The organism is Moraxella oblonga NBRC 102422, assembly GCF_001598275.1.
Lineage (GTDB): Bacteria > Pseudomonadota > Gammaproteobacteria > Pseudomonadales > Moraxellaceae > Moraxella > Moraxella oblonga.
Map to the genome: position 1 here is coordinate 22,507 of NZ_BCYQ01000021.1, position 21,733 is coordinate 44,239.

Below are 21,733 nucleotides of genomic sequence, written 5' to 3' on the forward strand. Positions count from 1 at the left end.
GTCAATTATTAACCAAGTAAAAATTTTACCCATTTTAACAAAAAATAACGCATTTGCAAATGGTATTTTGTCAAATTTGTGGCGTTTGTGCGATGTGTGGGTGTGTTTACAGCACATTTACCTGATATACATCATCATCAATGCTAATGCTAAGTCTGTCGCCTGTATTGAGCTTGCCCACACCTTTGGGTGTGCCTGTCATGACGAGGTCGCCTGCCTGCACACCATATAAATCATCAAGATAATCAACCAGATATTCTAATGAATACATCAGTTTGTCAGTAGTGTCGTTTTGGCGGAGTTCATCGTTGATACTTAGGCTTAGGTGATAAGTTTTTTTGTAAAGGGTTTAAATGTGCCAAGCCAGCACGCTCCCTTATTTTAACAAGATTTACAAAACCAATCTTATTCTCAACTTAAAATCACAACTTATTGATATAAATTTTTAAGATGTGGGCGAGAATTGCCATGCACCTGATAAAAATCAAACAGTTGCATAAAGTTGCGATTGGTATAAAATCAGGCTATTCCAAGTTTTTTGGCTTTTTTGTTTTAAGTTTAATAAAAACAAAAATGCAAGTCATACTTGCATTTTTTGTCAAAATTATCATTTAGTCAAAAATCTTGCCAATGGCTTGAAATGGTAAAGTTACCACGTCAAATGCTACTGCAAAAGGAAATAAGACCAATTTTTGGATAGGGTCACTCTCACCTTGTCGGTAGGTGGTTTGCTCTTCGTGGGTGTAAATGCTGACAGGGTAGGCACGACTAAGTGTGTGCAGGCTGGCTTGATTGTTGACGGCGGGGTAAGACAGACCTTTTAGAGGAATGCTAAAACAAAAACTTTGAGCATTAAGTGACTTGTCGCTGTAAGAAGTGCATTCTTCTACATTGTTTTGCAAAAAGAAATTCAACTCTTGATTACTCACGTCATCTTTGAGCTTGGTGTATTTAAAAGCAAGCTCGCCTGTAAATTGTCCGTCATTATTTTGTGAATAAAATTCTAACGGTTTGGTGAGTTTGATGTGTTTTGGGTCAAGGCGAGTGAGCAAACGTTCAAATTGTCCACCACCTTCGGTCAATACATAGCTGTGTTTTTGTCCCACAATCACCACCGCATCGGCAGGCAATCCTTGCATGGGTAAGGTTGGTTTGCCAAAAGCAAGGACGGTGTCATTGACGAGTGTTTTTTGTACTTGTTTGGTCGTCATACCCCCTGAATCTTTGGAAAGTAGTGAGTGAGTGGCACAACCAGACAACATCATGGTAGCAGTCAGTAAAGCAACGGCAAATTTTTTCATCAACAAATCTCCACATTTTTTATAGGGGATATGTTAGATTATAATGTATTTGCCAACGCTTGTAAACATATAAAGTTGGGTTGCTGTTAAACTATTTTATTCTTAACTTAAAATCACAACTTATTGATTTAAATTTTTGAGATGTAGGGGGAAATTGCCATATATCCTGATAAAAATCAAATAGTTGCATAAAGTTTAGATGGTGTATAAGTTTTAAAAAGGTATGCCAATAAAAAAATGTAGTTTAATGGGATTACCCTCTTCGCCGACACCTGTTGCGACATCTAGCCTTACTTGCCCAACAGGAGAGGCATAACGCACGCCCAAACCTGCACCGATTTTGGTGTCATTTTTAAAATGTTTGTCATAGGCACCACCCACATCAGCAAATACCCCAAGACGTAAATTTTCCATGATTTCGTAGTTGTATTCACCGCTTGCTACCGCCAATGCTTGACCGCCAACCAAATAACCCTTGTCTGATAAGGGTGCTAGGCTCTGGTAGTTGTAGCCACGAATGCTCTGGTCGCCTCCTGCAAAAAAACGCAATTTATAAGGCACGCTTTCAAAATCTTTTGCCCACAGATAACCACCATGCAAACTGCCGATGAGTTGGTGCTGGCGGTTTTTGCCATAGGCGTTGTCGCCAAAACTGTATATGCCACTTAGTCTGGCTTGTAATATGGCAAGCGAAGTGTCAGTAACAAGACCTTGGGTACCCGCTTCTAATGAGTAATGCTGGCGATAGCCACGCATGGGATTTGCAATGTTGTCAGCAACCATTTTGTTCATGGTGTAGCCTAGCAGTAGGGCTTCTTGGGTGGGTTTGCCATCTATAAAACGTACGGGCAAATCTTGCCAAAGTTGGCGTGGCATATTGGTTTCTAACTCATCTAAGCGATAACGTAGCGAATAGGTGCGATTCCAACCTGTCTCATTGATGCGGTTGCGACTCAAAATGGCTTCTAAGGTGCGAGAGGACAAATCAAAACTGCCCTTGCCACGATTGAGGTCTTCTTCTTCATAATTTAGGCTTGCTTTTAAAGTGTCATTAAGAGGGTGTTTATGTGGTCTTGTGATGTAGGCTTGCACCCCCTTTTTTTGTTCAGAAAATCGTACGTCCGCCCCTGCCTGCATACCATGACGGTTTAGTAGGTGATGTTCAAATTTACCAATCAAACGAGTGCCACTATCTGAACCCCAACCGATACCGATTTGGGCGTCTTTGGGTTTGTCAGACATCACAAAAATATATAAGGGTACTTTTTTATCAGCATACACTTGTTCTGCCGTTTTTCGCCCTTGTAAGATGGGGGGTTTTTCATCATCTTGGAGTTTGGGCAGGGCATCATCAGATTCGTCAGGCAAAATGATTTTTGCTACATTGCTTACAGCGTCTGAAATGCGTCCTAGTAGGCTTTTGGATTTTTGATGAGTGTCTGTAACTAACAAGCGGTCATCAGGTGCCATGTAGAGTTGTTCGGCTTTTTGTTTGATGAGTGCCAGTTTATCATTAATTGCTTGTGAAGTGGTAAACTCTATGGGGGAGACATCAACCACCACGCCATCATCTAACACAACCGTTTCGTTTTTGCTGGTGTTTTGTGTGCTACTTGGGTTGTTTTTTTGGGTGGACTCTGGTAGAACGGTTTCGGTGTTGACGGCGTTAAAAAAACCTGTTGCTAGTAAGCTATTACTAAGATTGCGAACGGCACTGCGGTTATAGTCATCGCCCATGTTAAAAGTCATGAGTTGTTTTAGAATTTTTGGGCGGATGGGCAGTTTATCAGGGTCGGTGGTTAGTTCGCCTGTATCAGGGTCAATGGTAAAAAACACCACCTCATCAAAAGTGTACTGCGTGCCTGTATCATACACCAAACTGACATCAGCGATATTGTCGGGTAGCAAAACCTCTACGGAGTTGTTTAGCCATTTACTGTCAAAAAATCCATGTTCGCCACTTGCGTCTGTGAGGCGAGTTTTTAGGGCTTCATATTGCCCATGATGAAAGGTGTCGCCAACGTTGAGTGTTTGTGGGTCATTGGTTATGGCGGTGTAGGCTTTATGAGTTGCACCTTCGCCACGTACATCAAGCGTTTTATGCTCTACCTTAACGCCATCACCCATGTTGTGTATGATAACATGAAGTTTGTTTGCTCCTGCTTTGACAATGCTAAAATCAACTTCATAATAACCCACCGCACGGCTAGCACTGATAATGGCTTGGCGTAGGCGTGGTACAGCTCCTGTAAAGTCGCTCATGCTCTGGGCGGTCATGTCGGTGAGCGTGGCTTTGATGTTGGCAAAAGGCTCGGTTTTGATGAGTTTTTTATCAATCTGTTGGGGGGCGTTGTCGCCTTTTTTACCCTGATAAAATACCACCTCAATGTGTGGCACGGTTTCAACACCATCTTTAAATAGACGGTTGTATACTCTTTTTAGGGCGTTGGGCTTTGGCAAATCATCATCATTTGATGTTGGGTTGGGTTCATTGTGTTCTAAGGTTTCTTCATATTCATAAACAGGAATGTAGTCATCAGGATTGATGTCATCTGTTTGGTCAGTAGTTTCTTGGACGATACTTTCTAATGTTGGCAGTTTGGTGATAGATGTTACATCAAGCCCGATGGGGGTGGCAGGGTTATCCAAACGTGAAATGGGGTTTTGGTTGTCAAAAGCCATGTCAGTAGCCATGGTGCGACCCAAGAGTTTTTGTTCAATGGCAAAAGGATTTAAGCTAATGTCATCTTGCTGTATGGCATTATCGTTGTTGCCTTGAAAGAGGGTTTGGGGTTTGGTGTTTTGGGTTTGGGCAAATGCCCCTAACGTTGTCATGATGATGGTTTGACAAAGGAATGTTTTTTGTAGATTTTTTTTGGTAAAATTCATAAAAAGTTACAGCCATGCTTATTTTTCTGCTATTATAACAAGCAATTTCAACAATACAAATACTCACTTATGGCATCTCAATTTTCTTTATTTAGACATCGGCGTTTTAGTGCGATGTTTTTTACCCAGTTTTTAGGTGCGTTTAATGACAATGTCTTTAAACAAGCTCTGATTTTGGTGTTGACTTATTCGGCAGCGACCAAGCTTGGTATGGCGGTGAGTCTATTAAATAATCTGGCTGCCATGTTGTTTATTTTGCCTTACTTTTTGTTTTCGGCATTGGCAGGGCAAATCGCTGACAAATACGAAAAATCCAAACTCACCCAGCTTGTCAAATTGCTAGAAATCATCATCATGGGCATTTCGGCGGTGGGCTTTGTATTTGAGATTTATTGGCTACTTTTTGTGGCATTATTTTTGATGGGGACGCAGTCCACCTTTTTTGGACCGATTAAATACGCCTACTTGCCAGAAGCGATGCACAAAGATGAGCTTGTGGGAGCAAACGGTCTGTTTCAGACAGGTACAAGCCTTGCAATACTTGTGGGCATGATGAGTGCAGGCTTGCTTATGCAACTAAATCACCCTATGATTTGGGTATGTGTGGTTACGCTTGTGGTGGCGTTTTTGGGTTTTGTGGCATCTAAATTTTTGCCAAAAACGCACGCCTACAACCCTAAGTTGGTTGTTAATTACAACATTTTTGCCACAAGTTTTGAGGTGATTAAATATCTGTATGGCTTACCACTTCTTTTTTTCATCATCATGGGTAATAGCTGGTTTTGGTTTTATGGGGCGACATTTTTAACCCAAGTGCCAGAATTTAGCAAAACCATGTTGTACGGCGATGAGGGGGTGGTGATATTTTTATTGACCTTGTTTTCGGTGGGGACGGCAATGGGGTCTCTTTTGTGCAAAACACTCACCAAAAATCAAATCAGCCTAAAATTATTACCAATCGGCATTGTGGGTTTGTCGTTATTTGCCATTGATTTGTATTTTGCTTTAAATGGCTTATCCATTGTGGCGGGGGCAAATGAGGCAACCTATGGTATTGGTGAGCTTTTTGCAATGAATGGAACAGTGCGAGTATTTGTGGATTTATTTTTGCTAGGATTATCTGGTGGTATTTATATCGTGCCTTTGTACGCCTATATGCAAGCCTACGCTCCTAAGCCACCGTTCTCGCATTGTGGGGGCAAACAACATTTTTAATGCCATTTTTATGGTGGGGTCAGCGATATTTGCGATTGTGATTTTGGCGGTAGCAAAACTATCCTTACCTACGTTGTTTGTCATTACAGGTGTACTAAATCTTTTGTTTGGGGTATTTTTATACACCAAACTAAACCGTTATAAAAATAGCATGGAACGTGCTGACGGTGATGATGTTTTTTTGTAATTTACAAAATGTAACAATTTAGCTGATAAACTCTCTCAAAAAGTTGGTTTTGATTGATAACTCATTGCACAAATTTTGTTATGATACACAAGTTTTTAGCACATATTATTTGGAAAACAAGTTTATGAAAACCTTATTTAAAATTTCTGTACTAACACTAAGTTTGGTTGGTATGTCCGCACTGGCAAATGTCGCCCCCGTATTGCGTGGTGAAATCACCAAACCAGTTCATCATGCCAACAACGCCAATCTGCTCACCACACCTGTGGCAGGTGTGCCAAGCATTCGTGCCAGCATAAGCCAAGTAAAAACCCTGCCTACCATACTTATCAATGCTGACAAATCAGGCACGACCAAACTTGATGTTACGCTGATTGATGATTTGCTTGATGATTTGGCTCCCAATGCCCGCCACTACCCAACCAACTTTCCAAACCGTACGGCTGAGCATTTGGCAGGGCAAAACATTAAACACATCTCTGATTGGATTGAGCCTTATGCCAACGCCAAAGATGCTAGCCTAGATGTGCTAATCCGTGCCGCCAAAATCAACGGCATGGCTCGCAATCTAAATATTGGTGATGCTTATTCATTGCGTGCCAATAATCACATGGCAAAGGTACTAAAACTTGACCCCAACCATGCCGAAGCTAACTTTTTATATGGCATGATGATTAGCGAAGCAGGTGGTTTTAGTGAGGGCAAAAAATACCTTGATAAGGCGGTAAATCTAGGTTATGTAGAGGCAGAGCAGAGTCTTGCCCAAGCGGATTTGTTATCTGATAAAAAAGACCAAGCACTTTCTCGCCTAAAAGCATTGCAAAATAAACACCCAGACAACACCCAAATCACCGAACAAATCAAGATTGTAGAAAATGGTGGTTTTTATATTTGGAATATTGCCAATAACCAACTCAACCTAAAACCAGTTTATTAAACAGGTTTTATTTTTATATTTTTATATGGCTATTTTACCTCATTAAAATCCGTCATTTTATTATGGCGGATTTTTGTGTAAAATACCCAATATTTGTTTGGTTTTTTGGATTAGTCATGCAAAATTTGAGATTTTATGGTGTGTTTGCGGTGTTTTTGGTGTTGTCGGCATGTACAACCTTGCCCAACAACAAAACCGCCCAAGCCAAGCTCATACAAAGTGCTCGCACCAACATCTCCACCACCACACGCCTAAGCGACAGCACTCAAAGCGTGCTTTTGTCGTCAGGTTATACCCAAGAGGAATGCGTGGCGGATTTTGATAAATGCTTGCAAAGTGTTGATGAGTTGTTTTTTAATGAAAAAAACAAATTTTATCTAGCGGTGATTGCTGAATTGCATTATGCACATGCTCTGTATTTGCAAAATCATGATGATTGTCGGCATGATTTCCCCCCGTTTGATGACTATTATGCCAATGCCCCACTAGATGAGCAAGCCCAAAAACAGCGACAGCTAAGCCAACAGCAATGTTTTTTGACTTATGTTAAAGCGTTAAATAATACCATTAATTACAGTTATGCTCACCTGTTTTATGACAATCTAACTGGCGATAAAACTGCCATGCCCATAGCATTTGAAAATGACATTAAAGCCCAAGACTTGTACCATGTGGCAAGCCATGCATTGATTGATGAAGTGTACAAAAAACAATATGGAGCGTTTGCTTTTACCAAAGCTAATCATGCCAAAGCTGATGGACAAAATCTTAGTGCCATTGGGCATTTGTTGGACGAACGTTATCAGATGGCAGATTATGTTGTCAATCTTCATGTGATTGATAACAATGATTATTTTCACAGTTTGTATAAAGGTGAGGATACGGTGTCAGAGCTGATTTCTATTTATGACAGCCGTCTTGCCAATTTACAAACAGTAAACACACGTTCTGGTATTGGTGTGGGTTATGTTGGGGTGCTTGCCGACCGTTATGCCACACAAAAACAACCTAAAACCGATGAAAAAAATCGTTCCAAAGCCCATGATGACCCAGCCACTCGCATTTATCCGATTGGGCATGTGTTATTGACAGGTGTGGCAAAACCACAAGGTAAAAGTTTAGATGAAGTGCTAAACAGTCATACGTTGGACGTGTATTTTTTTAACCCGTATGACAATAAATCAGTAGAAATTTTGGGGCAAAATTACCCTTTATTTGTCAATTATTCGGCAAGTTATGCCATGTGGCTCAAAGAAAATGATTTGGATAAAGTTGGTTTGTCCAACATGCTCCAAAAACAAGAAGTTAGCTTGCCTGAACTATTTATGTTAGAGCCTTATAATCCTGATAAAAAAGTGGTGATTTTGGTGCATGGGTTGGCATCTAGCCCAGCAACTTGGGTGAACTTTACCAACAACCTACTGGCTGACCCTATACTGCGTGATAACTATCAAGTGTGGCAAATTTTTTATTCCACCAATCTGCCCATGCTAGAAAATCGCTACCAAATCCAAAAACTCATTGAAACCGCCTATGCCAAAACTGATCCAGAGGGCAAGCATAAAGCCAGCAAAAATAGTATTTTGATTGGACATAGCATGGGCGGGGTGATTTCTCGTATGATGTTGTCTGATGATGATTTATGGTCAAGACTTGATGAGATTGACGAAAAAACCCAAGACAATCAAGTCAAAAAATTATTGACCCAAACTTATCAAGATGAGTTTCTTAACCGTTTTAGTTTGCGTGCTTTGCCACAAGTAGATACAGCAGTCTTTATATCCAGTCCTTTTCGTGGGACGGATTATGCTGAGCGTTGGTTTACTCGCATGGCAAGACGAATCATTCGTTTGCCACTTGATTTGACACAAGTGGTGGTAACGCCCCTTGTCAATCTGGGCGAAGATGAGGTTTATGACAGTACGATAGGTTCGTTGTATTTGCATAATGGGGCAAGCCAGTTATCCGACCGTTCGGCATTTATGGCGTTAACCAAAGACATACAAATTAATGATAAAGTGCGTTATTATAGTGTGATGGGCAATCATAAAGGTAAGTTGGATAACGGTGATGTGGCAGGGGTGGCAATTTCTGATGGGATTGTGCCTTATGAGAGTTCACACTTGGAAGGGGCAGAGCGTGAAATCATCATCACAGGCGGACACAGTATCCATGAAAACCCCAAAACCGTGCGAGAACTTAGAAAAATTCTGCACGAACACCTCATGAGTCAAAAATAACCTACCGACCAGTTGGTTTTTTATTAAACGTTCGTGTGATGACGAACGTTTAAGATTTAAGAAGGGTTGGGTGGTTATTGATAACGTGTGGGGTCGTCCACGCCAGCATCAATAAATCCTTGACGGCGTAAAGTACAGCTATCGCATACACCACACGCTCTGCCATTGGTGTCGGCTTGATAACAAGAAACTGTTTGCCCATAATCTACACCAAGCGACAAACCCAGTTTGAGCGTCTGAGCTTTTGAAAGGTGTTGGAGTGGGGCGAGAATGGATAAATGGTTGCCTTGTCTGCCTGCGACTGTTGCAAGGTTTGCCATAAGTTCAAAAGCATGAATGAAGTCAGGACGACAATCAGGATAGCCTGAAAAATCCACTGAGCTGACACCGATGACGATGTGGCTTGCATTTGTAACTTCGGCGACAGCCAAAGCATAAGACAAAAAGATGGTATTGCGAGCGGGTACATAGGTGATAGGTACGTTGTCAGTATCGCCCTGATAATCAGGCACATCAATGCTCAGGTCAGTCAATGCCGAACCGCCAAGCTGGGCAATATCAATGTCAATAATGCGATGTGAGACGTTTAGGGACTTGGCGATTTGTTGGGCAAAAACAAGCTCGCTACTATGGCGTTGCCCATAGCGAAAACTTATGGCGGTAATGGATTTAAAATGAGATTTGGCCCAATATAGGCAAGTGGTGCTGTCTAACCCACCAGAAAAAAGTACAACAGCGTTTTGGTTGTGATAATCGTTCATCATTGGCTAAAATTCATGATTTTAGCATAAAATGATGACTTTGACGACTAAAATTTTTATGATAAAAATGATAGAATGGTATAATGAGTAAAAATAATTAAATCGGAGCGTATTTATGGATACAGAACTTATCAAAATCATTCTTGCATTTATGGTATTAATCAACCCTTTTAGTGCATTGACTTTATTTTTAAATATCACAAATGGATATGGCGAAAAAGACCGCCAAAAAGTTGCCCAGATTGCGTGTGTAACGGTTTTTGTGGGTATTGCGTTTTTTACGTTGCTTGGTGAGAGTTTGTTAAAAATATTGGGCATATCGGTGGGGTCATTTCAGGTGGCAGGCGGGATTTTGGTGTTTTTAATTGCCATTAATATGATGAATGGAGGTGGCAATCCTGTCAAGCCCAAAGAAAATGAGGTGGGGGTGGGTTCGTCATTGACGGCATCAGCAGTTGTGCCACTTGCCATACCAATGATGATAGGGCCGGGCGGCATTTCTACCGTGATTATTTATAGCAGTCAGGTCAAAGGTGCGTTTCAAATTGGCATGATTTTGGTGGCAGGGTTTTTTATCAGTATTTTTTGTTATGTATCGCTGATGATGGCAGGTAAGGTCAGTCGTTTTTTGGGCGAAACAGGACTAAATATCCTAAGTCGTATTATGGGCATGCTCCTTGCGGCGGTAGCAATAGAGATTTTGGTGAGTGGGCTTAGGGCAACTTTTCCACAGTTGGCGGGGTAGATAGCGATGACTGGTTTTGGTGATATGTTGTTAAATTTGACCTCATTTCACCAAATGAGTTTATTGAAAGCTTGATTAAGCAAAAAAACCCAACCGTTTTCACGATTGAGTTTTTAGAATGATGGTGGGGACGGAGAGACTCGAACTCTCACGGGTCGCCCCGCTGGAACCTAAATCCAGTGCGTCTACCAATTTCGCCACGTCCCCATTGGCTCTGTATTATACACTTTTATTTTAAAAGGTCAAGTAATTTTTTTTAAAATTGATAAAAATTTCTTTAAAACTCATAGGTGAGCGAAATGGCATAGTTACGACCAGGGGCGGTGTAGCGGTTAAAGCCGTTGCCATCTCTATCTACCATGTTGTTGACATTAGCATTGCTAAACATTCTTAGGCTTTCCCAAGGAATGTATTTGGCGTCAGTCAAGTTATAAATGCCACCATTTAAAATAAAACGGTTGTCTTTACCAAATTTTTTAGTACCATATAAATCCACCAAAACCACATCTTTGCTACGGTCAGCGTGTTTGTAGGTGCTGACATATTCGGTGTAGCCTGTGAGTGTACGGTCATTTTTGTAAAAGTCGCCATTGTTATCTTGTAACAAATAATCCGCACTGCTACAATAAAACGAACCATACCAAGCATAAAATGGGTCGTCTTTACAATATTTGATGTCATTTTTGTATTTTGGGGCAACGTCAATGCCTTTGGTATCTTCGGCTTTTTTGGCACGAATGCCACGCACTCTGGTATGTAGCGACCAATCTTTGTTGGCAGAAACATAATCCGCTCCTAAAATCAGACTGGTTGGTGTGGCAGCCAACGTATTGATTTTAAATCTGCCATCATAGTCGGTTTCTACTTCGGCACTGTCTTTGGCGGTATGATAATTGGCGAGTACGCTAAATTTGCCATTGGTTTTTAATTTTTCGGATAAATCCGCTTCTATGCCAACCTTGACACCATGCACTTTGGCGGTATCAAGGTTAACAGATTGTAGACAGATAGACCTTCCGTTACACCCACCTGTGTTTCCTTCCCAAAATTTGGTGTGGATAAAATTGTCATATTTTGAGAGATAGCCTGACACAGTCAGTGCGGTGTTTTTTGTAGGACGAAATTCAAACTCTAACTCTTGGTTGAGTGAAGTTTCGGGTTTTAGGTGATAATTTGGTACTTCTAGCACGCCAAGCCCTTGAAAGTTTCGGTAAATTTGCGTGCCTGTGGGTGCTAAAAAACCTGTGCCAATTTTATAACGAGCGTTTAAACGATCAGGAATAACTGCATAATCTAGCATACCACTCCATGTAGTATGGCTGTATTTGGTGTTTTTCAAACTTTCGCCCAATCGGTAATTTTCACAAAATCCGCCAGAAGCGTTATTGGTTACACAAGTTTGATACACTCGGGCATTTTCATCATAACCAAAAACATCATTTTCAAAGTAGGGTTTGTATTTGTGATTGTCGTATCGCACGCCTGCCATGGCATTTAGACGATTGCCAAAAGTCATAAAGTCAGTGAGTGCCAAATGATAATTGTCTTTTTTGACATCAGAAAAAGTGTAATTTAGATAATTTGGTGAGCCATCTTCTTTGAGTACTGTTGCCGAGGTGCTACGATCAGCTTTCGCCAATCCTCCTGATAACTCTAAACGATGTTCGCCAAATTTACCAAAATCAATGGGTAAAAATTTTAAATTTAGACGATATTGGTCGGTTTTGGTGGTGGTGGGACGGTATTCTCGTCTGTCAAAATCAATAACACCTAGCCAATTTCTATCATATACCCAAGTGTCTGCTACGCCAAGCACTTTACTTTTGGTATAATCAAAGTTTAATTCATCTAAAAAGCTATCACTGGGGCGATAACGGTAATTTGCTCCGTAACTGGTCATTTCTTCTTTATCTTTGGCACGGCGTGGGTCAAGACTGGTGCGAGAACCATAGCTGGCATTGATGTCGGTATTCATGACGGTATTTTTTTGTTGGTATATGCCATGCACGCCGATACGATGATTGTCATTGAGGTGATAATAAAATTTTGCCAACGCACTGTCTTGTTTGGCACTCATGGCGTTGGGGTGGCGAAGCGATTTTAAGCCACTTGGTAATTCTTCTTCGCTAAATATGTATGCTAAATTGTTTACAATTTCTTTTTTGTGGCTTATCATGTCGTGGTTTTTTAGCTCATGTCCTTCACGGCGAGCATAGTTTATTAAAAATTCGGTACGGTCATACACGCCTGCCAGACCAACAGCAGAGAGCAACTCTTCGTTTTTGTTGGTATAGCCCAATTTGGCATAACCGCCTAGATTTTTGTCGCCGTATACGAGATTGTTCGGGTTTTTGGTGTTGTATGCGACTGAGCCACCTACCGCCCCCGAACCTGACAGCAGACTATCTGCTCCTGCGGTAATGTTTACTCTACCCATCATTTCCAAATCAGGATTAAAACGCCCTTCGTACATATAGCCATAGGGTGAAAAAATCTCATTAACCTCCACTTCGGGCAATGCTACACCATCAACATTCATGGCAACACGGTTGCCATCTACACCACGAATGGCAAAACCTTTGTTGCCATAGCGACCCACTTCTGCCACATCTACTTCGGTGTTATAACGGACTAAGTCATGACTGTTTTGGATATTTTCTTGGTTTAGTTGTTGGCGAGTAACAGTGGTTTCACTCATCTTGTCTTTGGGTTTTTTGGCGAGTTGTATGGTGATACCCTCCAAGTTTACCGTAGGCGTGTCGTCTGCCCAAGCACTGTACATGACCGTACAAACTGTCAAGGTGAGCATGGTAAGGTGAAAATATCTAGTTTGCATGAATTAGCCTTAAAAACAAATGTTACCAAAATGATACATGATTGTGATGGAGGTGTATTATAAGCGATTTTTCTATTTTTGCAAATGGTTATAGTTATTATTTGAATTATATTTATATTTTTTAATTCAACTCATCATATAATAAAAAAGCACCATATCAGGTGCTTTTAGTATGCCAAGATTGTGAGGTTATTGCTTGTAGACTTTGTGGCAACTACCACAGCTTTCTGCCATTTTGCCAAATGCTCCTGCCACATCGTCAGCAGTTTTGGCGGTGCCAGCCACGGTTACAAGCTCGGCAACGGCGGTGTCAAAAGCATCTTTTTTGGCTTGGAAGCCTTGTGCGTCCGACCATACAGCATCTTGGGATTTGCCTTTGGCGTTGGCATCATTAAAATGCCCCCATGCTTCGGCAATGCTTTTTTGGATAAATTCGGCTTGCTCTTTAAAGGTTGCACTGTCAAAATTGTTTGGATTTTCAAGCATACCTTTCATGATGTCATTGGCGCCACGCCAATCTTGCATGATATTTTGGCGAGCTTTAACGCCATCAGTCTGGGCAGGAGCTTCTGTATTGGTGGTTTTATCGCCACCACAAGCGGTTAGGGTGATGACAGTTGCCATCGCAAGAGCGATGTGTTTGATAGAAAAATTCATTTGGCTTCCTTTGGAAAGATACAAAAAAGGTGGCTAAGGTTTCTATCGTACCATAAAGATTTTTAATAATCAAAGAAAGTTGCATAAATTCAATAAATGTAGCACCATGGATATAATTTTTAACAGAATTTAACAAAAAAAGCGGTCATGAAACCGCTTTTGATGAGTAGGGCGTACCCACCTTTTGTATTTACAATTAAAAATGAGATAAACCGCACGTTTTTCTAGGAAAAAAACGTAGGCTGTAAGTTTTCTATCAGACAAGTTTTTAACAAAAAAACACCCAACCACTTAATCTCTTAACTCTAAGAGTACCTTTAATTTTATAAGATTAAGTGGTTGGGTAGCCATTTTTAATGTAAAAACGCTCTATTTTTTCTAAATTATTACTATATTGTAAATGGTGTTATAAGGGTGGGTATGCCCTATTTATAAACTTAACCAATCTTTTGGTTTAAGATAAAAGTCAGTCAGTTCAAATTCTCGTGTACCTGCTTTTGGCTCATAACGATACGACCAACTTGCTAGTGGAGGCATGGATACCAAGATGGATTCGGTACGCCCATTGGATTGTAAGCCAAAAATCGTCCCACGGTCATAGACTAAGTTATACTCAACGTATCTACCACGTCTATATAACTGAAATTCACGTTCATCTTGGGTGTAGGTTTTGTGTTTGTTGTTTTCAAAAATGGGAATGATGCCATCAATATAACCTTGACCAACTGCTTGCATAAACGCAAAGCATTTTTCAAAATCCCAACCTTGTGTGGCGGTGTTTAGGTCATCATAAAACAAACCGCCCACGCCACGACATTCACCACGATGTTTTAGGTAAAAATACTCATCGCACCACTTTTTAAAATCATCATAAACTGTCTTGCCAAAAGGTTGGCACAAATCACGGCAGACAGTATGCCAATGCACCACATCACCCATGACAGGATAAAATGGGGTCAAATCAAAACCACCACCAAACCACCAAACAGGCTCACTACCATCATCAGGATAAGCAACAAACAGGCGGACGTTGGCATGGCTTGTGGGGACGTGAGGGTTTTTGGGGTGAATTACAAGCGATACGCCCATTGCTTCAGCTTTTGCACCTGCAAGTTGTGGATAGCGTTCGGAGGCAGAAGGAGGGAGTTTACCAATTTGGATATGGCTAAACATCACACCACCTTTTTCAATCACTTGACCACCTGCCAACACACACGAGCGACCACCACCGCCTTCGGGGCGTTCCCATTCGTCAGCGATAAATTTGGTGTCTGTACCACCATCAATACCCCCTGATTTTTCTTGGTTTTCTAGGGCGGTGCAGATACGCTGTTGTAACTCTAATAAAAAGGTGCGTACCGCTTGGATTTGGGTTGGTTGAATGCTCATGGCAAATCTCCAATGAAGGGAATTTTTAAAAATTATAAAACAAAACACCCAAAAAATCCATAATATTTTTGGGTGTTTAAAATGATTTATTGACGATTGAAACGCTCCATTTGTCTAAGCAGTTCTTGCAGTTGTGCCAACTCTTCTGGGCTTAGGTTTTGTAAGTTTTGGCTTTGGTTTTTGGTTGGACGTTCGCCCACAGTAACGCTAAGGTTGTGTTGCTGGTTGTTGCGTAAAATTACCATGGATAGGGTGTTGTTTGGGGCGGTTTTGGAGACAAGCCCGATAAGTGTGTTGGGGTCGTTGGTGGTTGTGCCATTGATGGAGAGTACAACATCGCCATTTTGTAGCCCTGCTTTTTGGGCGGGCGTGCCTTGCCCAACGTGGGTAATTTGTACACCTGTTTGGGTGGATAAATCGGTCAAATCGTTGTTATGAGCAATTTCAATGCCCAGCCAACCACGACTGACCTTACCATGCTTGATAAGTCCGTCCACTACCTGCTCAACGATGCTTGTGGGAATGGCAAAACCAAGCCCCACCGAACCGCCAGAGCGTGAATAAATCATTGTGTTGATACCAATCAATGCCCCATGAGCATCCACCAACGCTCCGCCAGAGTTGCCAGGGTTGATGGCGGCATCCGTTTGGACAAAGTCCTCAAACATACTTGTGCCAAGTCCTGCTCGCCCTGTGGCGGAGATGATGCCTTGGGTTACAGTTTGACCGACACCAAAGGGGTTGCCGATGGCAAGGGCGACATCACCCACACGAATGGGGTCGGTACGAAAGGCTAAGGGTTTTAGGTTGTCAAGCTCAATTTTGATGACTGCCAAATCGCTTTCTGTGTCTTGTCCGATGATTTTGGCATGGGCTTTGCGTCCGTCATTGAGTGCCACGATGACCTCGTCTGCCTTTTCAATGACATGGGCGTTGGTTACGATGTAGCCATCTTTGGCGATAATCACACCAGAGCCTAGATTGCTAATGTCTTGCTGTTTTTGCCCATAATACTCAAAAAGTTGGCTTAACACAGGGTCATTGGCATAGGGGTTTTGTACTTTTTGGGTGGTATAAATGTTCACTACTGATGGTGAAGCCAGTGCTACCGCATCATGATAGGAGCTGACAGCAGGGGTGGAAGCCAATGCTGGGGTTGGGGCAACATCTTTGAGTAAGAGTGTGCTTGGGGTGATGGCGACAGGCTCGCTTGCTTGACTACCTTGGGTTTGGCTAGGTTGCATGGACTGTGGCAAATAGCCTTGTAGGGCTTGTCCATTTTGTTTGGGGTTTTGTACCACCCAAAAAAACAAACTTGCCATGACAATGACCAAAAGCCAAGGGAAGATTTTTAACAGGCTAAAACCAAGTTGATTATTTTTCATGCTCTTTTTCATACAAATTCCAAAAATAGTGATGATGAATTTATGATACAAAATTTCATTGTATTAAATTTTACAAAGATTGTGGGTTTTTGGGGTGCTGTGTTGAAAATTTGTAGCGATTGTTAATGCTCTATAAAGTGTTTAAAAAACCGCCAAAATTGACGGTTTTTAATCATGATGATAAACATCAATCAAATCAAAATGAGCCAATTATCATTGAGCCAGTTTGCTACGCTTACCAAAAGCTCGCCGTCTAGCTCATCAAAAACAATCGCCTCATTGTCTGTAAAGCGGTCAATGAGTGCCAGCTCTTTATCATCAAAACATATATTTTCACCATTGATGTACCATTGGTCATTTTGCAACACAAATCGGCAGGCGGGGTTAATCATGAGGCATTCACCATTTTGTAGGCGTTCACCAAGTTCATCAGGGCTTAATTCATCATCAAAAGCAACCAAATCATATTGGCGTTTGCTCACCAGTTCGCTCACTGCTTGGGTGATGATGGTATTGCCTTTGTCGGAATTTAACAGATTGATAAGTTCATTTTTGATGGCGTGAATGCTATCATCGCTTAGCTCATAAGCGTTGGTCTGTAAGGATTGAGGTAAAGTTAATGGCGAAAATAAAGCGTGTTCACCTGTGGCAACATCAGCGATTTCGTCAAGAATTTGCACCATGTTGGGACGGCGAAAGCCAAAACTAAATGTCAAACAATCGCCCATCGCCAACCCATAATGACTAAGGCGTGGCGGTACATACAGCACATCACCAGCTTCTAAAACTTCATCAAAAATAATATCACCCATGTCATCAAGCAGGCGAATGGGTTGACCTTCTACAAAGGGTGTGCCAGCCTCACACATTTTACCAAGTGTCCAACGGCGACTGCCATAGCCTTGTGCTAAAAATACATCATATTCATCATAGTGCATACCGACCGAGCCACCATCTGGGGCAACTGATACCATGATGTCGTCTTGTTGCCATTTTGGAATAAAATCAAAGGCTTGCCACAACTCACCAAGCTCTGGCGACCATTGTTCTAAGTTTTGCACCAGTACCGTCCACAGGCTTGGGGTGGATTGTAAATCGCTTTCGGTTAAAGGCGAATTTTTGAGCGTCCATTGGTTTGGGTTGTCATCTTTTTGGGTGATGAGGCGTGCTGATGCGCCTTCTTCTATTGCTAAATCCAGCACGTCTGTTGGCTCAAACATACCTACTAGGGCGGGCAGACCGTTTTTGATGAGTAGAGGTTTTTTTTGCCAATATTCTGCCAAAAATACTTCTGGTGTGATGTCTTTGGGTAGGCAAAAGGGTAATTTTTCGGTCATGGCATTTCTCTAAGATAAAACTCCCATATTCTATCAAGTTTTGCTCCAAAAAACCATTTGTTAGCACCAAATTTCATGATTGATTTAAAAATGAGTTTAAAAACTGTCAAAATTTATTTATAATGCTAACAAATTTTTTATCTTAGAGAATGTTATGTTAGATGTGTTTGGTTTTGTCAAAAGTGATGTGGATAATGATAAGGGTCATGGTAGGTTGAACCAAACCCAAGCCGATGGATTGCAAGCTGAGTTAGATGAGGCTGGGCGTAGCCTTCGCACCATTCGTGATTTTATTCGTTTTTGTGTGTCCAAACTGCGTGAATATGATGTGGTGGTGGCACAAGGCACAACTGATGAGTTTGCCGAAAGTTCTGCCATTGTGCTACATACGCTCAATTTGGATTGGGACGCAAACCCTGAGATTTTGGATTGTCGTTTGACTGATGGTGAAAAACGTGCGGTACTTGATTTGCTATTTAATCGCATCGTTCAACGTAAACCATTGTCTTATTTGATTAATTTGGCATATTTTTGTAATTTGCCGTTTTATGTGGACGAGCGTGTACTAATACCACGTTCTCCGATTGCCGAACTGATTAGCCAAAAATTCTACCCTTATTTTGATGTGGATCATGCTAACAAAAGCCAATTTTTTGAGCATGGCTTTGAACAAAGAGAATTGGTATTGCCAGAGCGTATTTTAGATTTGTGTACAGGTTCTGGTTGTATTGCCATTGCATTGGCGGTGGCTTTTCCTGATGCCAACGTAGATGGTGTGGACATTGACAAAGACGCCCTAGAAGTGGCATGGACAAATGTAGAGCATCATGGTCTAGAGCATCAAGTTAATTTGATTGAAAGTGATTTGTTTGCCAAATTACCAATGGAAAATCAATATGAACTGATTGTTACCAATCCGCCTTATGTAGATAGTGAGGACATGGCGGAGCTTCCCCCAGAGTTTTTATATGAACCTGAACACGCCTTAGCCGCAGGGCAAGATGGCTTGGATATTGTTCATAAAATTCTCTATCATGCTCCTGACTATCTCACTCGTGATGGGTTGTTGGTGTGTGAAGTGGGTAATAGTGAATGGCATTTACGCCAAGCCTATCCGTCCATTCAATTTAATTGGCTCAAATTTGAAAAGGGTGGTAGTGGGATTTTTGCCATTAGCCGAGAAGAATTGGTGGAATATCGGGAGCTTTTTGGGCAGTATGTGAATGTTTGATGGTTAAATAAAAATAAATGGTGATTTTTTTAAAAATGAGCCATTTATTTTATACATAAGAGATGTTTTTTTAATTGCGATATTGTGTCTTTAAGTAATGAAACATAGACCAGCTTATTATCCTGATACCGATTTTTCTCAAAAAATTTACCCCAAAGTTTTGGTGTATTTACAAGATTTTGAGAAATTAAATGACACTTATTCATTGACCGAGCAGGAATTTGAAAATGCTTATCAAGCATTGGCAAAATCTTTACAGGATTTAACCAAAAAAGAAATGGGTAATTATCCATTATGGGAATGGTGGGAAGGTGAGGGTATAGAAGTTTTGGCTTTTAGAATTTCTTTACCAAATCCTACGATTTATCAACTTAATCAAGACGAGTTAAGAGATATTGTTGATATTATCCAAAATAATAATTACCCTTGTCAAAATGAATTTGAAAATCAATTTTGTGGTTATTTTGATAAGTATTTTCATCAATTATTGGCATTGAATTTCCCAAAAAGTTATGAATATGATTATTTTTTAAGGCATTGTATTGGGGAAAAATATATTGAATTTAATATAGATGATATTGTGGAATGTATCTTTTCCAATAAACCTTATCAATATCATAAAACCACCTTATTTAAAAAATATGGAGCATAGAAGTGTCAGGCAACACCATTGGAAAATTGTTTACCGTAACCACCTGTGGCGAGTCGCACGGTGTGGGTTTGATGGCGATTGTGGACGGTGTACCACCCAATTTACCACTTTGCGAAGAAGATTTGCAAATAGAGTTGGATAGAAGAAAACCCGGTACTTCCAAATTCGCCACACAAAGAAAAGAAGACGATAAGGTTGAAATCATCTCTGGCGTGTTTGAAGGGCGGACGACTGGCACACCCATTGGGCTTTTAATTCGTAATACCGACCAAAAGTCCAAAGATTATGGCAACATTGCAACAACCTTTCGCCCCAACCACGCCGATTATACCTACACGATGAAATACGGTTTTCGGGATTATCGGGGCGGTGGGCGTTCGTCTGCACGAGAGACGGCAATGCGTGTGGCGGCAGGGGCGATTGCCAAAAAGTATCTTAAAGAACGCTTGGGTATTGTCATTCGTGGCGTTGTTACCCAAATTGGCAATGAAAAAGCGGACAAACTTGATTGGGATATTGTGGGTACAAATCCGTTTTTTTGTGGCGATGAGACGGCGATTCCACGCTTTGAACAGCTTATCACAAGTTTGCGAGAGCAGGGGACAAGCTGTGGGGCAAGGATTGAAGTGTTTGCTCAAAATGTGCCTGTGGGGCTTGGCGAGCCTGTCTTTGACCGTCTTGATGCCGATATTGCTTTTGCGATGATGTCTATCAATGCGGTGAAGGGCGTGGAGATTGGCGATGGTTTTGATGTGGCAGGGCAGTTTGGACATCAAGCCCAAGATGAGCTTACGCCCAATGGCTTTACTGCCAATCACGCAGGCGGGATTTTGGGTGGCATATCAAGCGGTCAAACCATTAAGGTTGCCATTGCCCTAAAACCAACTTCTAGCATTACAACGGCTGGTAAATCCATTGACCTAGATGGCAACCCGACTGATGTCATTACAAAAGGGCGACACGACCCTTGCGTGGGGGTGCGAGCTGTACCGATTGCCGAGAGTATGCTGGCGATTGTCCTGCTTGACCATTATTTACGCCATCGGGGGCAAAATAGCGATGTGGTTCAGCCATTTACACCCATAGAATAAATGATTAAGTGATTGGCTGGATCAGTATTTTATTAAGGATTTGTCTTAAATAATCCAAATGCCAGTCAATCAAAGATAATTGTTTAAAAATGAAATGATTAAAATGAAATTTATCATCGTTGCCATTATTTTACAAATCTTATTTGCGTTAATCATAGATTTGTTATATGTCAAATTTGATGGTTTAAAATGGGTTAATGATGATGATTGGATTTATTGGATATTGATGATGGTTATTGCTTTACCTGTATATTTTAAGGGCTATTTCATTTTATATAAAAAGAAATGGCTGGCGGTAATTTTAGCCATTGTTTCTTTTATAATATTTGGGCTATTATCAGCAATTTTGGGAGTATTATTTCATACTCAAATATTAAATGCTCCTTTATAAAATAATTGGAAACCATAATGACCCCTGCCATTACTTTATTAAAAAAATTACAAGTGGATTTTAGTATTCACGAATACGACCACGACCCAAGCAATGTCAATTTTGGGCAAGAGGCGGTGGAAAAACTTGGCTTAACTGATGTGGAGGTTTTTAAAACCTTGCTTGCCACCGATGGTCAAAACTATTTTGTGGCGGTGTTGCCTGTGGCATATCAATTAAGTTTAAGTAAATTTGCCAAAGCGATGGGTGTTAAAAAACTAAGAATGGCGGATATGGCAAGTGCCGAGCGTGTTACAGGCTATTTGGTGGGCGGAATTAGTCCGATTGGGCAAAAGAAGAAACTTCCCACCGTGATAAGTCATACTGCCCAAACGCTTGATAAAATGTATGTCAGTGGCGGACGGCGTGGACTGGATGTGGGGTTGGTTCCTGACGAGCTGGCAAAGGTTTTGTCGGCACGGTTTTGTGATATAATAGATAACTAATTTT

General features: G+C 41.1%; 16 protein-coding genes, 1 tRNA gene and 2 pseudogenes. 9 read left to right on the forward strand and 10 right to left on the reverse strand.

The features are described from left to right. Positions 1-106: 106 nt before the first annotated feature. From MOB01S_RS12150 to MOB01S_RS07295, 3 genes and pseudogenes are all read right to left on the reverse strand, one after another. Positions 107-319: pseudogene (locus MOB01S_RS12150) on the reverse strand (fumarylacetoacetate hydrolase family protein); the annotation flags it as partial. Between the two features lie 292 nt (positions 320-611). After that, positions 612-1,301 carry a YidX family protein gene (locus tag MOB01S_RS07290; protein WP_066803213.1) on the reverse strand — a complete coding sequence of 230 codons (690 nt, stop codon included), beginning with the start codon at positions 1,299-1,301 and terminating at the stop codon, positions 612-614. 213 nt (positions 1,302-1,514) lie between these two features. Beyond that, the gene (locus tag MOB01S_RS07295; RefSeq protein WP_066803217.1) at positions 1,515-4,190 is read right to left on the reverse strand and encodes an autotransporter assembly complex protein TamA; all 2,676 of its coding nucleotides are present in this window, start codon (positions 4,188-4,190) and stop codon (positions 1,515-1,517) included. Between the two features lie 69 nt (positions 4,191-4,259). Here MOB01S_RS07295 and MOB01S_RS07300 point away from each other — a divergent pair. The 3 genes and pseudogenes from MOB01S_RS07300 (at position 4,260) to MOB01S_RS07310 (ending at position 8,769) form a co-directional block, all read left to right on the forward strand. Next, positions 4,260-5,592, forward strand: a pseudogene (locus MOB01S_RS07300) (MFS transporter). A 124-nt stretch (positions 5,593-5,716) separates the two neighbouring features. Next, on the forward strand, positions 5,717-6,529 hold the full coding sequence (locus MOB01S_RS07305; protein ID WP_066803221.1) for a tetratricopeptide repeat protein: 813 nt from the start codon (positions 5,717-5,719) through the stop codon (positions 6,527-6,529). A 116-nt stretch (positions 6,530-6,645) separates the two neighbouring features. Then, positions 6,646-8,769, forward strand: coding sequence for a lipase family protein (locus tag MOB01S_RS07310; RefSeq protein WP_066803223.1), 2,124 nt, complete (start codon positions 6,646-6,648; stop codon positions 8,767-8,769). A gap of 74 nt (positions 8,770-8,843) precedes the next feature. Here MOB01S_RS07310 and queC read toward each other — a convergent pair whose 3' ends face one another. Then, positions 8,844-9,530, reverse strand: a complete 687-nt coding sequence (gene queC / locus MOB01S_RS07315; RefSeq protein WP_066803264.1) for a 7-cyano-7-deazaguanine synthase QueC — start codon at positions 9,528-9,530, stop codon at positions 8,844-8,846. A gap of 115 nt (positions 9,531-9,645) precedes the next feature. Between queC and MOB01S_RS07320 the strand changes: the two genes are divergently transcribed. Continuing rightward, positions 9,646-10,275, forward strand: a complete 630-nt coding sequence (locus MOB01S_RS07320; protein ID WP_066803226.1) for a MarC family protein — start codon at positions 9,646-9,648, stop codon at positions 10,273-10,275. Positions 10,276-10,397: 122 nt separating this feature from the next. On the opposite strand, the gene MOB01S_RS07325 is transcribed toward MOB01S_RS07320, so the two are convergent. The 6 genes from MOB01S_RS07325 to MOB01S_RS07350 all read right to left on the reverse strand — a co-directional run bounded on the left by MOB01S_RS07325 (position 10,398) and on the right by MOB01S_RS07350 (position 17,879). Continuing rightward, positions 10,398-10,482: transfer RNA gene (locus MOB01S_RS07325), tRNA-Leu, on the reverse strand. A gap of 70 nt (positions 10,483-10,552) precedes the next feature. After that, positions 10,553-13,111: a TonB-dependent receptor domain-containing protein gene (locus tag MOB01S_RS07330; protein ID WP_066803228.1), complete on the reverse strand. Its 2,559-nt coding sequence runs from the start codon at positions 13,109-13,111 to the stop codon at positions 10,553-10,555. A 189-nt stretch (positions 13,112-13,300) separates the two neighbouring features. Then, on the reverse strand, positions 13,301-13,768 hold the full coding sequence (locus tag MOB01S_RS07335) for a c-type cytochrome (protein WP_066803231.1): 468 nt from the start codon (positions 13,766-13,768) through the stop codon (positions 13,301-13,303). A 429-nt stretch (positions 13,769-14,197) separates the two neighbouring features. Further along, on the reverse strand, positions 14,198-15,157 hold the full coding sequence (gene hemF / locus MOB01S_RS07340) for an oxygen-dependent coproporphyrinogen oxidase (protein WP_066803234.1): 960 nt from the start codon (positions 15,155-15,157) through the stop codon (positions 14,198-14,200). Positions 15,158-15,243: 86 nt separating this feature from the next. Continuing rightward, positions 15,244-16,554 carry a S1C family serine protease gene (locus MOB01S_RS07345; protein WP_066803237.1) on the reverse strand — a complete coding sequence of 437 codons (1,311 nt, stop codon included), beginning with the start codon at positions 16,552-16,554 and terminating at the stop codon, positions 15,244-15,246. Between the two features lie 179 nt (positions 16,555-16,733). Beyond that, positions 16,734-17,879: a cupin domain-containing protein gene (locus tag MOB01S_RS07350; protein ID WP_066803240.1), complete on the reverse strand. Its 1,146-nt coding sequence runs from the start codon at positions 17,877-17,879 to the stop codon at positions 16,734-16,736. A gap of 154 nt (positions 17,880-18,033) precedes the next feature. Between MOB01S_RS07350 and prmB the strand changes: the two genes are divergently transcribed. The 5 genes from prmB (at position 18,034) to ybaK (ending at position 21,729) form a co-directional block, all read left to right on the forward strand. Next, complete coding sequence (prmB, locus tag MOB01S_RS07355; protein ID WP_066803243.1) at positions 18,034-19,110, forward strand: 50S ribosomal protein L3 N(5)-glutamine methyltransferase; 1,077 nt, start codon at positions 18,034-18,036, stop codon at positions 19,108-19,110. 97 nt (positions 19,111-19,207) lie between these two features. Then, positions 19,208-19,762 carry a hypothetical protein gene (locus tag MOB01S_RS07360; protein ID WP_066803246.1) on the forward strand — a complete coding sequence of 185 codons (555 nt, stop codon included), beginning with the start codon at positions 19,208-19,210 and terminating at the stop codon, positions 19,760-19,762. Between the two features lie 2 nt (positions 19,763-19,764). Beyond that, the gene (gene aroC / locus MOB01S_RS07365) at positions 19,765-20,853 is read left to right on the forward strand and encodes a chorismate synthase (RefSeq protein WP_066803249.1); all 1,089 of its coding nucleotides are present in this window, start codon (positions 19,765-19,767) and stop codon (positions 20,851-20,853) included. A 103-nt stretch (positions 20,854-20,956) separates the two neighbouring features. Next, positions 20,957-21,244, forward strand: a complete 288-nt coding sequence (locus MOB01S_RS07370) for a hypothetical protein (RefSeq protein WP_066803252.1) — start codon at positions 20,957-20,959, stop codon at positions 21,242-21,244. Positions 21,245-21,261: 17 nt separating this feature from the next. Next, positions 21,262-21,729, forward strand: coding sequence for a Cys-tRNA(Pro) deacylase (gene ybaK, locus MOB01S_RS07375; protein WP_066803255.1), 468 nt, complete (start codon positions 21,262-21,264; stop codon positions 21,727-21,729). Positions 21,730-21,733 lie beyond the last annotated feature (4 nt).